Origin of the sequence: Pseudomonas sp. 9Ag (assembly GCF_902506445.1) — a bacterium.
Taxonomy (GTDB): domain Bacteria; phylum Pseudomonadota; class Gammaproteobacteria; order Pseudomonadales; family Pseudomonadaceae; genus Stutzerimonas; species Stutzerimonas stutzeri_AB.
Genome location: NZ_LR733836.1, coordinates 2996358 through 3012182, shown reverse-complemented (window position 1 = coordinate 3012182; position 15825 = coordinate 2996358). Strand labels below are relative to the sequence as shown.

Genomic DNA, 15825 nt, shown 5'->3' with positions numbered 1-15825 from the left:
GCGGGAGCGGTTCTGTTCGCTCCAATCCTCCTCAAGGCAGTACAAGCGCTTGCAGTGTACAGACAGGTCTGTCTACTATCCAGTCGTGCTTCGGCGCTTACGCCTGCCGCTGGCATTTGCCGGGCGTGATCGTTCTCCGTTTTTGCCTGATGAAGGAGTCTGAGCCATGCGTGTTCTCAAGAGCCTGGCGGTGTCATTGATGCTTCTGTCCGGCGCGCTGCCGGCCGCGGAGTTGCGCTTCAGCCTGATCCGAACCGGGCAGACCACATCCAGCGGCGAATACGCCTGGCGTGACGGCCATTGGGTGGCACCCGAAAAGATCGATCATATAGCCGTAATGGTCGAGCACGGCGGCAAGCGTCTGCTGTTCGGTAGTGGCCTTGGCCGGCAGATCGACGCCCAGCTAGACGGCGCAATTCCCTGGCGCGTTAAGCGCTACAGCGAGGTGCAGCCGGTGCGTGACCAGCTCGAGAAAGATGGCCTGGCGGTAGATCAAGTGGTGTTGGGCTGCGCGCGCTGGAGTCACGCCTCCGGCCTGGCCGATTTCCCTGAACTGTCGGTGCTCGCAAGCCCGGAGAGCATCCACTACGCACAAAATGCAACGCCGCCAGCGGTCATTCCGGGACAGTTTTCCCACGGGGTCAGGTGGCAGCCGCTTCGCTTCGAGCGCCGCGCTGTTTACGGGTTCGAGAAAAGTCTCGATCTGTTTGGCGACGAACGGTTGGTTCTGGTGAAACTGGCAGGTCATGGCGCCCTGGGCCTGTTTCTCACGCTCGATGACGGTCGGCGCTTCTTCTTTCGAGGCGATGCCACCAGCACCGAAAGTCTCGCGGAGGCGCTGCCCGTCGAGGTCTCGCAAGGCAGGGATGCCCGGTTGCAGGCGCGGCTCGGTTTCTACCCCCGCTGGGTGGAGTGAGTCGCGTCGTTGCGCAGCCGGTTCAGTTCGCTGTCAGGGCGCCATTTTGAGCCTTTCCGTTCGTCTGCTCGCACACATCGAGCGCAGCGTCGCCAGCTAAGCTTAAGCCTGTAAATTTCCTTGAAGCCAGGCCGGAAACGATGGGCGCAGTATGGCGAAACGATAAATCCCGGGCAGGGGGCAGCAAGCGCTCGCCTTCCGCCGATAAGCCCGGTCGAACACGCTCGCACGGTAGCCGTCTGGCGCGCCGCATGGGTGTGTTTCTGGGCGTTTCATTACTGGCCGGGGGTGGTTATGCCGCCTGGCATGAAATGCATACCTCGAAGTTGCAGGCGCTCTGGCTTAACCGTTACGCCGAGAATCTCGATTACCAGATCGAACCGGGGGCGAGCAGTAGCATCCAGTTTCCCGATGCGGGTCCGTTCGACCGCCGCCTGGGCTATGCGGCCTTGCCGATGTTCCTGGAACGGCTGACCCAACGCGGCTTCACAGTGCAGCAGCAGGTGAGCTTTTCGCCAGCGCTGCTGCGCTACGTCCAGCGTGGCTTCTTTGTCCCGTACCCGGAGAAATCCAAGGCAGGGCTGACCATCGATGATTGTCGCGGCGAGCCGCTGTATGCCAACAGTTATCCCCACCAATACTACGAGAGCTTCGATGAAGTTCCGCCGGTCATTGCGATGAGCCTGTTGTTCATCGAGGACCGTGGGCTGCTCGACGCCGGCCGTCCGCGCGCCAACCCTGCAGTGGATTGGCCACGGTTCACCATGGCAGCGGTCAGCCAGGTAGAGAAGAAACTGGGTCTGCCGGTGCAGGCGGCCGGCGGCAGCACGCTGGCTACGCAGGTCGAAAAGTACCGTCACTCGCCCGAAGGACGCACCGGTGACGCCGAGGAAAAGATCCGGCAGATGATTTCCGCCAGCGTGCGGACCTACCGCGAAGGCCAGCAAACCATGGTCACCCGGCAGCGCATCGTTCGCGATTACCTCAACAGCGTGCCGCTCTCTGCCGCCTATGGCCACGGCGAGGTGCATGGCATCGCCGACGGTCTGCGTCTCTGGTACGGCGCTGATTTCGCCGAGGTTAACCGGGTCCTCGATGCTCGGCGCAATGAAGGCGTCAGTTATGAAACGCAGGGGCTTGCGCTGCGACAGGTGCTCTCGCTGTTGATCGCTCAGCGGCGCCCGTCGTATTACCTGGGAGCAGGGCGTGCCGACATGGCGGAGCTCACCGACAGCCATATCCGCTTGCTGGCTAATGGCGGTGTGATCGGTACGCGGTTGCGCAACGCCGCGTTGCAGCAGCTGGTTGAGTTCCGCAATTTGCGTCTCGAGCCGGGCATTCGAGAGGTGCCTTCCAGCAAGGGCATCACGGCCGCGCGGATGCGCCTGAGCAACCTGCTGGGCGTGTCGTTGTATGAGCTCGACCGCTTGGATCTGGCCGCAACCACGCCGCTGCACGGCGAGTTGCAAGGACAGATCAGCAACTATCTGCATCGACTGGCGGATCCAGCATTCGCAGGCGAGGTGGGCTTGTTTGGCGAGCGCATGTTGTCGCCTGAGCGTACCGGCGATGTGCGTTACAGCTTCACGCTGTTCGAGCGCGGCGAGCAGGGCTTCCGCGTGCGGGTGCAGACCGACAACACCAACCAGCCGTTCGACATCAACGAGGGCAGCAAGCTGGAGCTGGGCTCGACTGCCAAACTGCGGGTGCTGACCACTTATCTGGAGGTCATCGCCGAGCTGCACGAGCGTTACGCGAAGAGCGATGTCGCCACCTTGCGCAAGGCTGAGGCGGTGGATCCGCTGACTCGCTGGGCGCTGGCTTATCTGATTCAGCATGAGGATCGCAACCTGCCAGCCATGCTTGATGCAGCGCTGGAGCGTCGCTACTCGGCCAGTCCGGCCGAGCGCTTCTTTACCGGCGCTGGCATGCACCGCTTCGGCAACTTCCGCCGGGAGGACGACGGCCGCCTGCCGACCATGCGCGAAGCGCTGCAGGAATCGATCAACCTCCCATTCGTTCGGCTGATGCGCGATCTGGTGAGCTACAGCACCTACCAGACATCCAACGGCGCCGAGCTGCTCAGGAGTGATGACAACCCTGAGCGGCGAGAGTACCTGCAGCGTTTTGCCGATCGCGAAGGCTCGGTGTTTCTGCAGCGTTTCTGGCGCAAGTATCGCGACAAGAGCGCGGACGAACGCATCGAGGCACTGCTGGATGGCATGCGCCCGACGCCATCGAGGTTGGCTGCAGTGCACCGGTATCTGATGCCCGAAGCGGACCGCGCGACTTTCGAGCGTTTTCTCAAGGCGCGTCTGCCAATGGCCACCCTCACCGACAAGGCGGTCGACTCGCTGTACGAACGCTACGCGCCGGGTTCCTACAGTCTGCCGGACCAGGGCTACATTGCCCGCGTCCACCCGCTGGATCTGTGGCTGCTGGGTTACCTGATCAAGCATCCGGAGGCTGGCATTACCGAGGTCATCGCGGCCAGCACCGCCGAGCGCCAGGAAGTTTATGGCTGGCTGTTCCGCAGCCGTCACAAGAGCGCACGTGACAGCCGCATTCGCATCATGCTCGAGGTGGAGGCATTCACCGATATTCACCGGCGCTGGCAGCGTCTGGGCTATCCCTTCGACCATCTGGTGCCTTCGCTGGCTACGGCGCTGGGCAGCTCGGGCGACCGCCCGGCGGCGTTGGCCGAATTGATGGGCATCATCGTCAATGACGGCGTGCGGCTGCCCAGTGTGCGCATCGACAGCCTGCATTTCGCCAGCGACACGCCGTATGAGACTCGCCTTGGCATCAAGCCGGATGTCGGGGTGCGGGTGTTGCACAGTGAGGTGGCGACGGCCTTGCGCGAAGCGCTTGCCAGCGTGGTCGAAGATGGCACCGCGCGGCGCTTGCGCGGCAGCTTCATGCAGACTGATGGTGAAGCACTGCGGGTTGGCGGCAAAACCGGGACGGGTGACAACCGTATCCAGACTGTCGGCGCGGGCGGCCGACTGATCAGCTCGCTGGCGCTGAATCGCACCGCGACCTTCGTGTTCTACCTCGGGCCCAATCACTTCGGCACGCTGACAGCCTACGTGCCGGGCCGCGGGGCGGACAGCTTCCGCTTTACCTCTGCGCTACCGGTACAGGTGCTCAAAGGCATGGCGCCGATACTGCAGCCGTATCTGCAGCCCGGTGCGCAGTCGCAATGCCAGCCCGTCGGCGAGCCCTTGAAGCCGACGCTGACAGCGAGTACTGAGAACAAGGCCTGACGATGGCGGGCGAGCGGTTAGGGGCACCTGACCGCATCGGCCCCTTATCGCAAATGGCCTTTGCCGATCAGCCTGTGCTCGGCGACACTCTTCCGCTTCGCGAACCTAATGAAGGGCTCGCGCAAGGGCGAGGGAGAGATGATGAAACTGCCGATCTATCAGGTCGATGCGTTTAGCCAGCAGCTGTTCAAAGGCAACTCGGCCGCTGTGGTTCCGTTGGAGCATTGGCTGAGCGACGCACAGATGCAGTCCATCGCCGTGGAGAACAACCTGTCGGAAACGGCCTTTCTAGTGCGCGAGCCTGACGGTGCGTTTCTCATTCGCTGGTTTTCGCCGCTGACTGAAATCGACTTCTGCGGGCACGCCACCCTGGCCAGCGCCTTCGTGTTGTTGGGACAGAACTTGGCCACGGCTCCGCTGACTTTCCGTGCCGCTGCGGTAGGCGATATCAGCGTCGCCGAGTTGGATGATGGTTTGCTGGAAATGAGCTTTCCGAACCGTGCCCCGGAGTCCGTCGAGAATCCGCCGGTTGAGCTGTTCAATGGTCTTCGGACGTTGCCGCGGGCGGTGCTGCGAAACCGTCAGGCCTGGTTTGCCGTGTACGACGATGAGGATCAGGTGCGCCAGCTGGCACCCGACCTGTCGCTACTCAAAACGTTGGCACCATTGGATGTCGTGGCAACGGCACCGGGTCGCCAGCAGGATTTCGTATCGCGCTATTTCTGGCCGGCCAACGGCGGGGATGAAGACCCGGTCACCGGTTCCATCCATGCAGGCCTTGCGCCTTACTGGAGCGAGCGGCTGGGCAAGACGCAGTTGCTGGCGCTGCAGGCCTCACGCCGAAGCGGTTTGCTGCACTGCCGGGTCGAAGGCGAGCGCGTATTTGTCGCCGGGCATGCGGTCCTGTATCTACAGGGCACGATCGAGGTGTAGTTCCCGGGTCTGGAACAGGGGCGCTCGCGTCACGCAGCGCCGCTATCGAACCGGGCGCTTGAACGATTTCACGATCCGCCCGAGCAGCTCCATCGCTTTTTCGCTGCGCTCGTCCCAGGGATGGCCGTAGTTCAGGCGTGCACAGTTGCGAAAGCGCCGGGTGGCTGAAAAGATCGGGCCTGGAGCGATGCTGATGCCCTGCGCGAGCGCCAGCTGCAACAATTGCAGCGAATCGACCCCCTCGGGAAATTCGAACCAGAGGAAGTAGCCGCCGCTGGGCCACGTTACCCGGGTGCTGGCCGGAAAGTGACGCGCGGCGGAGGCAAGCATTTCGCCCTGTTGACGCTCCAGTGCATGACGCAATTTACGTAAATGGCGGTCGTAGCCGCCGTGTTGCAAGTAATCTGCGATAGCCGCTTGGGCCGGCACCGAGGGTGAGATCGTCGTCATCAGCTTGAGGCGGCTGATCTGTTCGGCATAGCGGCCGCCCGCCACCCAGCCGATCCGGTAACCCGGCGCCAGGCTTTTGGAAAAAGAGCCGCAATGCATCACCCATCCGTCACGGTCGTGGCTCTTGACCGGTTTCGGCGGCTCCTGGTTGAAGTACAGCTCGGCGTAGACGTCGTCTTCGATCAGCGGGACTTGATGGCGCTGCAGCAACGCATAGAGGTTCTCTTTGTTTGCTTCGCTCATGCTCGCTCCGAGCGGATTCTGCAGGCTGCTCATGAACCAGCAAGCCTTGATCGGCAAGCTGCTCAGCCGGCTTTCCAGGGTGCTCAGGTCGATTCCGTCCCGCGGATGCACCGGGATTTCCACAGCCTTGAGCTTGAGCCGCTCCAGCACCTGCAAAGTGGCATAGAACGCGGGCGCTTCGATGGCGACCAGATCCCCCGGCTGGGTGACCACCTGTAAACAGAGATTCAACGCTTCCATGGCGCCGGTGGTGATTACCAGCTCGTCCAACGGCAGCATGACTCCGCTGACCATATAGCGCAGCGCGATCTGCCGGCGCAGGTCAGGGTGGCCGGTAGTCATCTCGGCGATCACTTCACGCCCCGGCATCTCGCGCACGGTGTGCGCCATTGAGCGCGCCAGGCGTTGCAGCGGGAACAGATCAGGACTGGGGAAGGCGGAACCGAACGGAACGGTGTCCGGATCGCGCAGCGAGGCGAGCACCGAAAACACCAGTTCGCTAACGTCGACATCGGTGGTTTCGCTCAGGCGTGGGCTGATCTCGGGCTCGGGAAGCAGGCGTCTGGCGTGCTCGCGGACAAAATAGCCCGAGCGCGCCCGGGCCTGGATCAAGCCGCGATCCTCCAGCAGGTAGTAGGCCTGGAATACGGTGGAGGGACTAACGCCGTAGGTGCGACTGGCATGGCGCACGGACGGCACCTTTTCACCGGGCGCCAGCACGCCGGAGCGGATCAGTTCGGCTATTTCGTCAGCGAATTTCTCGTAGCGCTTCATCTGCTTCCGCTTCAGCAAGGGGCAATATCGGTCAGCCGCGTGAGCGGGCTCGTGCGAGCTGCCACCATCCTACCGAACCCTCGGAGCAATGAAGGTACTTGGCGCCGTTACCTGGCGTGCCGGGTCGCTCGCGTCAGTGACCGAAAAGTGCAGTTTGGCGTGCGCACCCCCATTGGCGTCAACGAGCGCCACGCTGACCGGTACGTCGACGATCTCACCTGCGGTTAGGCTGATCTGGTGCGGGCCGTGCAGCTCGTAGGGGCCTTCGCCCAAGGTGATCAGATAGTCGCGCTGCTGCTGGGTTTTGTTGATCATTTTCAGGCTGTACATGTTTTCGATCTGGCCATGGATATTCTCTCGGTAGAGGGTGCGGTCCTTGGTTACATCCAGGGATAACGTCGGTCGCGCTTCCAACGCCCAGACGAAGGCACCGATCATAACTACCAGCGCTCCGGCATAGCCGATCAGACGCGGTCGCAGCAGCCTGGTCTGGTCGCCTTCGAGCGCACGTTCGGAGGTATAGCGGACCAGACCCCGGGCGTAACCCATCTTGTCCATGACGCTGTCGCAGGCGTCGATACAGGCACCGCAACTCAGGCAGTCGAGTTGCAAACCGTCGCGGATATCGATGCCGGTGGGGCAGACCTGCACGCACAGCGTGCAGTCGATGCAGTCACCAAGACCCTCGGCGTGTGGATTGGCGTCTTTGCGCCGCGCGCCTCGTTGCTCACCCCGGGCGGTATCGTAGGACACCACCAGCGTGTCGGCATCGAACATCACACTCTGGAAGCGTGAATAGGGGCACATGTGCACGCACACCTGTTCACGCAGCCAGCCGGCGTTGATGTAGGTCGCGGCGGTGAAGAAGAAAATCCAGAAAGCGGCGGTCCCGCCCAGCTGCAGGCTGAACAGGTCGATGAGCAGATCACGGACCGGGGTGAAGTAGCCGACGAAGGCAATCGCCGTGGCCAGGCTCACGGCCAGCCAGACGGCGTGCTTGGCAGCGCGCCGTGACAGCTTGCTGAGTGACAGCGGGGCGGCGTCCAGCTTGATTCGCTGGCTGCGATCGCCCTCGGTGACTTTCTCAGCCCACATGAACAGCCAGGTCCAGGTGCTTTGCGGGCAGGCGTAGCCGCACCAGACGCGCCCCGCGAGCACGGTGATGAAGAACAAGCCGAAGGCGGCGATGATCAGCAACGCCGATAACAGGATGAAATCCTGCGGCCAGAATGTCGCCCCGAAGATATGGAACTGTTGTTTGTTCAGATCCCATAGCACCGCCTGGCGTCCGCCCCAAGTCAACCACTGGGTGCCGAAATAGAGCAGGAACAAAAGTCCGCCGCCTATCAGGCGCAGGTTGCGGAACAGGCCGGTAAAACTGCGGGTGTTAATCGGCCCGCCCGCCTGTGCCGGGGTCAGGCGGATCGGTTTGCGTGGATCGACGGTGTTGATGATTGTTGCGGGGATGCGTTCGGTCATTGGGGTGCCCCTGTCAGGCTATATCAGGCGGCGCCGATGATCTGATCAGGGTGTTTCGCATAACAGGATCAGGTACCGCTGAAAAATACGCATCAGATGGCCGCTGTGCTGGTCTGGATTAGCATCCGACGGTCCATCCAAGGCGTGCGCCGGCGTAACGTAGGGTTTTGGCGACGACCTCGGTAAATTTGAACGTTGTACCGTGTCTGTAGCATGCGACGCCAGGCCACAGTCACCGCGAGCAGCTGATACGGTTTTTCCGTGCCCATCTGCACCTGTTTCGAGGCGCGCGAGGCAAGTCATAGTTCGTCGGCTGTGGCCGAAGCGTGCTGTCAGCGCCCATTCCCGGCATGATTACCCGTTCCGCTCAACCGCTTGATAGGACCCCTGATGATTCTCAAAGGCCTGACCTGGCTGGTCGTACTGCAGCTGCTCGGCAGCGTCATCCACCTCTCGCTGCTGCCCGCCTTGCCGGGCCCGATCATTGGCATGGTGTTGCTGTTTGCGCTGTTACTGCTGCGGCGAGGCATTCCTGAGCCCCTCGAGAAGACCGCTGCGCTGCTGTTGCAGTACTTGCCGTTGCTGCTCATCGTGCCGGCGGCGGGAATCATGACCAGCAGCGATGCGTTGCTCGCCGACCTGCCGGCTATTGCCGCCGGATTGGTCCTGTCGCTGGTGGTGACCGTGCCGTTCTGCGGTTGGCTGATGCAGACGCTGATCAGACGAATGGATCGGCAGCGTGAGGATCAGGCATGAGCGGTCTCGATTGGCGCAGCGTTTGGGCCATGACGCTGGATCATCCGCTGTTTTCCGTAGGGCTCACGCTGATTGCGTTTCAGCTGGCGCTGGCGCTCTACCGGCGCAGCGGCTGGCTGGTGCTGCAGCCGGTGATGGTTGGCATGTTGCTGGTGGTCGGCACGCTGTACCTGTGCGGCATCGACTATGCGAACTATCGGGCCGATGCGTCGATGATCGCCGTCCTGGTCGGCCCTGCGACGGTCGCCTTGGCGGTGCCGTTGTACCGTCATATCCGCCGCATTCAGCAGCTGTTCTGGCCGATCGTTATCACCCTGGTGAGCGGCGGGGTGCTGGGCGTCGTCCTGACGCTGACCATTGCCGGCTTGTTGGGCGCGGACATGGCCGTATTGATGAGCCTGTCACCAAAGGCGGCAACCATGCCGATTGCCATGCTGGTGGCTGAGCAATTGGGCGGCCTCGCGTCGCTGGCGGCGGTCTTCGTCATGCTGACGGGCGTGATCGGTACGGCCTTGGGCCCACTGTTGCTGGGTTGGGCTGGGGTCGATCACCCGGCGGCACGCGGTTTGAGCTACGGCATCAATGCGCACGCCATCGGTACGGCGCGGGCGCTGGAGGAGGGGGACGAGTGTGGCGCGTTTTCGGCGCTGGGGATGAGTCTGCTGGGTATCCTGATCGCACTGTTCCTGCCGCTGGCGCTGGGCTGACGCTGGTTTGCGGCCTTGAGCCTGTTGCGATTGCTTCGGGTACGCCTAGGCTTAGGGCACCATCTCAGGAGCGGTCCCATGTTCGAGCAGTTCCAGCGTAGCAAGTGCGAGGTCAATGGCGTTCGGATCAACTATCGGAAGGGCGGCTCCGGTCCGCCCCTCCTCTTGCTGCACGGCTACCCGCAAACCCATGTGATCTGGCACGAAATCGCCGATCAGCTGGCTGAGCGCTTCACCGTCGTGGCGGCTGACCTGCGTGGTTATGGCGATAGCAGCAAGCCCGACGGCGGCGAGAACCACGTCGCCTATAGCAAGCGCGAAATGGCGCGCGATCAGGTCGAGCTGATGCGCTCGCTGGGCTTCGAGCACTTTGACATTCTCGCCCATGACCGCGGTGCGAGAGTTAGCCATCGGCTGGCGATGGATCATCCTGAAGCGGTACGGAGGATGATCCTGCTGGATATCGCGCCGACCCTGGCCATGTACAGCCAGACCGACGAAACCTTCGCGCGTGCCTATTGGCACTGGTTCTTTCTGATCCGACCGGCGCCGCTGCCGGAAACCCTGCTCGAAGCGAACCCTGAACTCGTTCTGCAAAGCGCCGTGGCGACTCGTGCTGATCATGTGCACCCATTCACTGAGGAGGCTTACGCCGAATACCTTCGTTGCATGAAGCAGCCGGGCACCATCCACGCGTTCTGCGAAGACTATCGGGCCAGTGCCGGCATCGACCTTGAGCATGACCGTGCTGATCGCGCCGCTGGGCGAATGATCCAGGCACCGTTACTGGTGCTTTGGGGGGCGCACGGAATCATCGAGCGATGCTTCGATCCGCTGAAGGCGTGGCGTGTGGTGGCGCAGGACGTACGAGGCAAGGCGTTACCGGCTGGGCACTATTTGCCTGAAGAGGTGCCCGAGTTGCTGCTGGAGGATGTGCTTGCTTTTCTCGACTGACAAGCCGACGTATCGGTTTTTGCGATTGATTTGTGCGGAATAATCCAACCATGCACTCGCCGATCCAATAGAAGATGGCTTCATTCCGCCGCTCGGCGCCGACAGTCGAGCCGGCCAGACATTGAGGCTTCTGCAATGATCGATATTCGTCCCCGCGTGGGCCTTGGCGCTGCTCAACACGGATGGCTGGATACGCGTCATCACTTCTCGTTCGCTGAATACCACGATCCGGCGCGCATGCACTGGGGCCATCTACGGGTCTGGAATGACGACAGCATCGCCCCGCACTCCGGATTCCCGACCCATCCGCACCGTGACATGGAAATCATCACCTATGTGCGCAAGGGGGCGATCACCCATGAGGACAGCCTCGGCAATCGTGGGCGGACCGTGGCCGGTGACGTACAGGTGATGAGCGCGGGCATCGGCATCGCCCATAGCGAATACAACCTCGAAGACGAGACCACCGAGATCTTCCAGATCTGGATCTATCCGGACCAGTCCGGCTTACCGCCCGCCTGGGGCACACGACCTTTTCCAGCAGGCGAGCGGGCTGGCAGCTTCGTCACCCTGGCCAGCGGCATGGCTGAAGACGGCGACGCCCTGCCCATACGAGCCGATGCCCGTCTGGTTGCCGCGACACTTTCGGCCGGTCAGGTTGCCGAATACGACATTGGCCCGGACCGTAAGGTCTACATGGTGCCTGCCAGCGGGCGTATCGCAGTAGGTGAGCGAATTGCGGCGGCAGGCGATGGGGTCGCCGTGCGAGATGAGACGCGGCTGAGCATCAAGGCGTTGGAAGACAGCGAAATTGTGCTGGTCGATGTGCGCTGAGCGTATCGACTAAAGCAGGAATACAACCCAGGAAGAGGAAACTGAAAATGGCAAAGATTCTCGTGCTGTACCACTCAATGTATGGCCACGTCGAAACCATGGCCAATGCAGTGGCCGAAGGTGCGCGTCGTGTGGAAGGGGCGGAAGTGACCGTCAAGCGCGTGCCGGAAACCATGCCGGAAGAGGCTTTCAAAAATGCAGGCGGCAAGGTTGACCAGGAGGCGCCGGTCGCCAATCCCTCGGAGCTGGCCGATTACGACGCGATCATTTTTGGTACGCCAACGCGCTTCGGCAACATGTCCAGTCAGATGCGCACCTTCCTCGACCAGACCGGCGGGCTCTGGGCCAAGGGCGCGCTGCATGGCAAGGTCGCCAGCGTGTTCACTTCCACCGGCACCGGCGGTGGCCAGGAGATGACCATTACCTCGACCTGGACCACCCTGGCCCACCACGGAATGATCATCGTGCCGACCGGTTATGGCATCGGCGAGTTCTTCGACATCTCCGAAATGAACGGCGGAACGCCTTATGGCGCTTCGACTATCGCTGGCGGTGATGGCTCGCGTCAGCCTTCGAACAAGGAACTGACCATTGCCCGCTATCAGGGCGAGCTAGTGGCCCAGACCACGGTGAAGCTGAAAAGCTGACCCGCTGCCCATTGTGCCGAGGCGGCTTGGCTCGCCCGGCACCTCGGCGACCTGCGATCAATCGTTCCGCAGCAACCCGTACATCAGCTCGTCGACGTAGCCGCTGTCGCGGGCACGTTTGTAGGCCGCGCGCTGAGTACCCTCGTGGACAAAGCCCAGGCGTTCATAAAACGCGATGGCACGGGGATTGTCCGCCTCAACTGTCAGCTCGATACGGGTGATGCCCGCTTGCCACAGCCGCGAGATCGCGTCCTGCATCATTGCAACGGCGACGCCTCGGCCTTGCGCTTCCGGCGCCACGGCCAAGGTTCCCAGGTAGGCCACATGGGCGGTGCGACCAACATGCCGCTGCGCCTTGTAGAAGCCCATCACTTCGCCATCGACCTCGTACAGGTAAAAACAGCCGCTCTCGAACAACGGGTTGAACACCTTGCTGAAAGCCTCCCGTGGCATCGGGTCGAAGCCGAGGAAAGGCACCACCGTTTCGTGCATGTAGATGTCGTAGACGCGATCGTAATCGGCAGGGGCAACCAGTCGGCGCATATGCATTTCCCTAGGGCAGTGGCGCAAACAGCGCCTCGATATCACTCGGCTCCAGTTGCCAGCCGCCTTGCTCACCGGCGTCCAGCACGCCGGAAGCCAGTTCGGCTTTGCGTTGCTGCAGTTGCTGGATCTTCTCTTCGACGGTAGCCCTGGCGATCAGCTTGTAAACGAATACCGGTTTGTCCTGACCGATGCGGTGGGCGCGGTCGGTGGCCTGATTTTCCGCGGCCGGGTTCCACCAGGGGTCGTAATGGATCACGGTGTCGGCGGCGGTCAGGTTCAAGCCAGTACCGCCAGCTTTCAGGCTGATCAGAAACAGCGGGACGTCCCCGTTCTGGAACCGCTTGACCGGGGTGCGCCGGTCCTTGGTTTCGCCGGTGATCTGAACGTAGTCGATGGCGCGGCTCTGCAGCTCGTCTTCGATCAACGCGAGCATCGAGGTGAACTGTGAAAACAACAGGATGCGCCGGCCTTCAGCGAGCAGTTCGGTCAGCATCTCCATCAGGCTATCGAGTTTGCCTGAGGTGCCGCCACGAACTGGTCGCACGGCTTCGCCCTTGACCAGGCGCAGATCACAGCACACCTGACGCAGCTTGAGCAGTGCATCGAGGATAACGATCTGGCTGCGCGCCAGGCCTTTGCGGTCAATCTCCTCGCGGACCTTGCTGTCCATGGCCAGTCGTACGGTTTCGTACAGGTCGCGCTGAGCCGGGCTGAGTTCGACCCAGTGCAGGATCTCAGTTTTCGGCGGCAGCTCCTGGGCAACCTGCTCTTTACGCCGCCTGAGCAGGAAAGGTTTTATCCGTTTGCTGAGGTGCTCCAGCCGCTCGGCGTCGCCGTGTTTCTCGATGGGCGTGCGGTAGTCCCGGTTGAATTGCTTGGTGTCACCCAGCCAGCCGGGCATGAGGAAATGAAGCAGCGACCAGAGTTCGCCCAGATGGTTTTCCAGCGGCGTGCCGGTCAGGCAGAGGCGCTGGCGGGCGTCCAGGCGTCCGGCGGCTTGTGCCGCCTTGCTGCTGGCATTCTTGATGTTCTGGGCTTCATCGAGCACCAGCACATGCAGCGGTGTTTCTGCGAGCAGGTCGATGTCTTTGGGCAGCAGCGCATAGGTGGTGAGCAGCAGATCGTAATCGCCCAGATGCTGGTAGAGCTTTCGACGTGTCGTCCCATGCAGCGTCGCGACTTTCAGTGAAGGCGCGAAGCGGGCCGCTTCGTCCTGCCAATTGGGGATAAGCGTGGTGGGCATCACGACGAGCGAGGGGCGGTCCAGCTTGCCGTCTTGCTTCTCGAGTAACAGGTGAGCAAGGGTCTGCAATGTTTTACCCAGGCCCATGTCGTCGCCCAGGATACCGCCGACCGCGAGAGTGCGTAGGGTTTGCATCCAGCGCAGGCCATCCAGCTGATAGGGGCGCAGCGTTGCGTTCAGACCCTGCGGTGGGCTGATGTCCTGCGCGCGGTAGTCGCGCAGTCGCTGGGCGAACTCCCGCAAGTGCTCGCCACCCTTCCATTGCAAGGGAAGCGCATCCAGTTCGGCCAGCCGCGCTGCATCGGATCGCTCCAGCCGAAGGTTTTCGCCGTTTGGCTGTTCCTGCAGATATAGCTCGGACAGAGTGGCGAGGATGGGCTTCAAACGACCAAAAGGCAGCAACACTTGCAGTGGCTGATCATCGCCGTCACGGCGTCGGGCAAGTTGCACCCGAAGGGTCTCTTCGTCGCTGCGTTGCGCCAGCGCTTGCGCTGAAAGCAGGGCCGGGCTGCGCCTGATCAGGCTGAGCAGAACCGGCAACAGACTGATCCGCTCACCTTCGACGATGATGCCCAGTTCCAGGTCGAACCAGCTGTGCTCGGGCGGTTCGTCGACCTCGGCATACCAGGCATCAATCTGTGTCACGTCATAAGCAAAGCCGGGCTGCATGACCACCTGCCAGCCTTGCTCGCGCAGCGGGGAGAGCTGGGTCTGCGTGAAAGTGAGCCAGGCCGCCTCGTTCTGCAGCTCGAACATCTCTGCCGAGTCCTTGGGAAGCGCCAGGCTCTGACGCAGCGCCGGACGGAAACCCAGTTGCTGCAATTGCTGACGCAGTGCCTGCTCGACGTCTGGCTGGCGGGCAATGCTAAGCACGCGAGTGCCTTCGGTCTGGCGTACGCGCTGACCAGGCTTGGCTTTGCCGTGAACCTGAGTGCGGCCGTAGAGGAAACTCAGCCCGGCACGATGCTGGTGCTCGCTGACCATGCGCCCGCTGCTGGGCTGGTAGTTGACCGCCAGATGACTGCCGAGGCTCAGGTGGGGCAGGGGGAGCAGGTCATCGACCTGATGTTCTTCAGGCTTGGCGGGGGCCGGCAGTTGTGGGGCGATTTCATGCAGCGTCAGGCTGAACAGGGCGGCCTGGGCGGACGGCACCGCAGGTGCATCGAGCAGGTGTCGGGCCAGCGACATCGGCAGACCGTGATCGACCAAGCCCAGTTCGTTCCGGGTCCTGTCGAAGTAGTACAGCGGGTCCACAGTGGTGATCAGTTGGCCGTCGGTATCGGCCATGTCCAGGCCAGGCTTGAAGCTGCCGTCGGATTGCTCGTTCCAGCTGAAGCGCGCCTGGCGGGTTCTTCCGGGCTGCAGAGGGGGCTGATCCCAACTGAGAAAGGCGCGACCGGTCTGGAGAATCAGTCGCAGGATTTCGCCGCCGTTCTCGCCGTTCGGGTTGAACCCGTTACCTGACGTGCGGCCCAGCGTAGCCAGTGCGGCAATGCGTAGATCCAGCGGTTGCATGAAGTTTGGCTGGCGAAAGCCGGCTTCACGCAGACCGTAGTAGGGCTGTCGCTCACCACAAGTGCCGTCTTTGTGTTGGCGCGCCTTGTACACCTCTATGGAGAAGTCAGGGCATAACAGATAGTGCAGACACCAGCCGTGGCCGGCTTGGAGGTTGTCGCCCAACGCCTGCGGGAGCTGCGATAGCCACTGTTCCAGCCGGTCAGGGAAGCGCTCACCGGACTGCTCGCTCTGCTTGGCAGGCAAGCGCTCGGCTTGCGTTTCGAGGGTTGCTATCAGGGCTGCGCAATGCTTGCAGTTGAGGCCAACCGGGCAGCTACAGAGGCAGCTGAGCCTGCCATCGCGGGATAGCTCAAGCGACTGGCGATAGACGCTGCCACCTGAACCGCGACACGTCGCTTCAACGTACCGCGAATCCTCCCGCACGATCCTAATGCGATTCTCCGCTGCGTACCGTTGGCCCCTGGCGATAGCGTTTTCAGAAAACGGCAATCGCCATGCGGCTGGCAGGTTGGGCAGAAAATCACCCTGCATCGGTGAGTCGGGTGGCGAGCACAGGCGT

The 15825-nt window shown here is 62.2% G+C and carries 12 protein-coding genes; 8 read left to right on the top strand and 4 right to left on the bottom strand.

The window, feature by feature from the left end; translation table 11 throughout:
- Positions 1–166: 166 nt before the first annotated feature.
- From ALTERO38_RS13570 to ALTERO38_RS13560, 3 genes are all read left to right on the top strand, one after another.
- Positions 167–916: a Zn-dependent hydrolase gene (locus tag ALTERO38_RS13570; protein WP_159968708.1), complete on the top strand. Its 750-nt coding sequence runs from the start codon at positions 167–169 to the stop codon at positions 914–916.
- 140 nt (positions 917–1056) lie between these two features.
- A complete protein-coding gene (locus tag ALTERO38_RS13565; protein WP_178114593.1) occupies positions 1057–4182 on the top strand; it encodes a transglycosylase domain-containing protein in 3126 nt (1041 codons plus the stop codon).
- Between the two features lie 153 nt (positions 4183–4335).
- Positions 4336–5115 carry a PhzF family phenazine biosynthesis protein gene (locus ALTERO38_RS13560; RefSeq protein WP_159969712.1) on the top strand — a complete coding sequence of 260 codons (780 nt, stop codon included), beginning with the start codon at positions 4336–4338 and terminating at the stop codon, positions 5113–5115.
- 42 nt (positions 5116–5157) lie between these two features.
- Here ALTERO38_RS13560 and mapR read toward each other — a convergent pair whose 3' ends face one another.
- On the bottom strand, positions 5158–6582 hold the full coding sequence (mapR, locus tag ALTERO38_RS13555) for a GntR family transcriptional regulator MpaR (RefSeq protein ID WP_159969711.1): 1425 nt from the start codon (positions 6580–6582) through the stop codon (positions 5158–5160).
- Between the two features lie 69 nt (positions 6583–6651).
- Complete coding sequence (ccoG, locus tag ALTERO38_RS13550; protein WP_159968707.1) at positions 6652–8061, bottom strand: cytochrome c oxidase accessory protein CcoG; 1410 nt, start codon at positions 8059–8061, stop codon at positions 6652–6654.
- 390 nt (positions 8062–8451) lie between these two features.
- Here ccoG and ALTERO38_RS13545 point away from each other — a divergent pair, with 390 nt between their 5' ends.
- The 5 genes from ALTERO38_RS13545 (at position 8452) to wrbA (ending at position 11959) form a co-directional block, all read left to right on the top strand.
- The gene (locus ALTERO38_RS13545) at positions 8452–8817 is read left to right on the top strand and encodes a CidA/LrgA family protein (RefSeq protein WP_102834845.1); all 366 of its coding nucleotides are present in this window, start codon (positions 8452–8454) and stop codon (positions 8815–8817) included.
- On the top strand, positions 8814–9524 hold the full coding sequence (locus tag ALTERO38_RS13540; protein ID WP_159968706.1) for an LrgB family protein: 711 nt from the start codon (positions 8814–8816) through the stop codon (positions 9522–9524). The genes ALTERO38_RS13545 and ALTERO38_RS13540 overlap by 4 nt, the downstream gene beginning before the upstream one ends.
- Positions 9525–9602: 78 nt before the next feature.
- Positions 9603–10478 carry an alpha/beta fold hydrolase gene (locus ALTERO38_RS13535; RefSeq protein ID WP_159968705.1) on the top strand — a complete coding sequence of 292 codons (876 nt, stop codon included), beginning with the start codon at positions 9603–9605 and terminating at the stop codon, positions 10476–10478.
- Positions 10479–10613: 135 nt separating this feature from the next.
- Positions 10614–11312, top strand: coding sequence for a pirin family protein (locus tag ALTERO38_RS13530; RefSeq protein WP_159968704.1), 699 nt, complete (start codon positions 10614–10616; stop codon positions 11310–11312).
- Between the two features lie 47 nt (positions 11313–11359).
- Positions 11360–11959 (top strand): NAD(P)H:quinone oxidoreductase, encoded by a 600-nt coding sequence (gene wrbA / locus ALTERO38_RS13525; RefSeq protein WP_102834841.1) that lies wholly within the window; start codon positions 11360–11362, stop codon positions 11957–11959.
- A gap of 57 nt (positions 11960–12016) precedes the next feature.
- Here wrbA and ALTERO38_RS13520 read toward each other — a convergent pair whose 3' ends face one another.
- The gene (locus ALTERO38_RS13520; RefSeq protein WP_256663899.1) at positions 12017–12502 is read right to left on the bottom strand and encodes a GNAT family N-acetyltransferase; all 486 of its coding nucleotides are present in this window, start codon (positions 12500–12502) and stop codon (positions 12017–12019) included.
- Positions 12503–12512: 10 nt separating this feature from the next.
- Positions 12513–15797, bottom strand: a complete 3285-nt coding sequence (locus ALTERO38_RS13515) for a DEAD/DEAH box helicase (RefSeq protein ID WP_256663898.1) — start codon at positions 15795–15797, stop codon at positions 12513–12515.
- Between the last annotated feature and the right edge of the window lie 28 nt (positions 15798–15825).

Bases quoted from the DNA above. Each gene is read 5' to 3' on its own strand.
- ALTERO38_RS13565 (WP_178114593.1), top strand. From the start codon at position 1,057: ATGGGCGCAGTATGGCGAAACGATAAATCCCGGGCAGGGGGCAGCAAG.
- ALTERO38_RS13545 (WP_102834845.1), top strand. From the start codon at position 8,452: ATGATTCTCAAAGGCCTGACCTGGCTGGTCGTACTGCAGCTGCTCGGC.
- ALTERO38_RS13520 (WP_256663899.1), bottom strand. From the start codon at position 12,502: ATGCGCCGACTGGTTGCCCCTGCCGATTACGATCGCGTCTACGACATC.
- ALTERO38_RS13570 (WP_159968708.1), top strand. From the start codon at position 167: ATGCGTGTTCTCAAGAGCCTGGCGGTGTCATTGATGCTTCTGTCCGGC.
- ALTERO38_RS13535 (WP_159968705.1), top strand. From the start codon at position 9,603: ATGTTCGAGCAGTTCCAGCGTAGCAAGTGCGAGGTCAATGGCGTTCGG.
- wrbA (WP_102834841.1), top strand. From the start codon at position 11,360: ATGGCAAAGATTCTCGTGCTGTACCACTCAATGTATGGCCACGTCGAA.
- ALTERO38_RS13530 (WP_159968704.1), top strand. From the start codon at position 10,614: ATGATCGATATTCGTCCCCGCGTGGGCCTTGGCGCTGCTCAACACGGA.
- ccoG (WP_159968707.1), bottom strand. From the start codon at position 8,061: ATGACCGAACGCATCCCCGCAACAATCATCAACACCGTCGATCCACGC.
- ALTERO38_RS13540 (WP_159968706.1), top strand. From the start codon at position 8,814: ATGAGCGGTCTCGATTGGCGCAGCGTTTGGGCCATGACGCTGGATCAT.
- ALTERO38_RS13515 (WP_256663898.1), bottom strand. From the start codon at position 15,797: ATGCAGGGTGATTTTCTGCCCAACCTGCCAGCCGCATGGCGATTGCCG.
- mapR (WP_159969711.1), bottom strand. From the start codon at position 6,582: ATGAAGCGCTACGAGAAATTCGCTGACGAAATAGCCGAACTGATCCGC.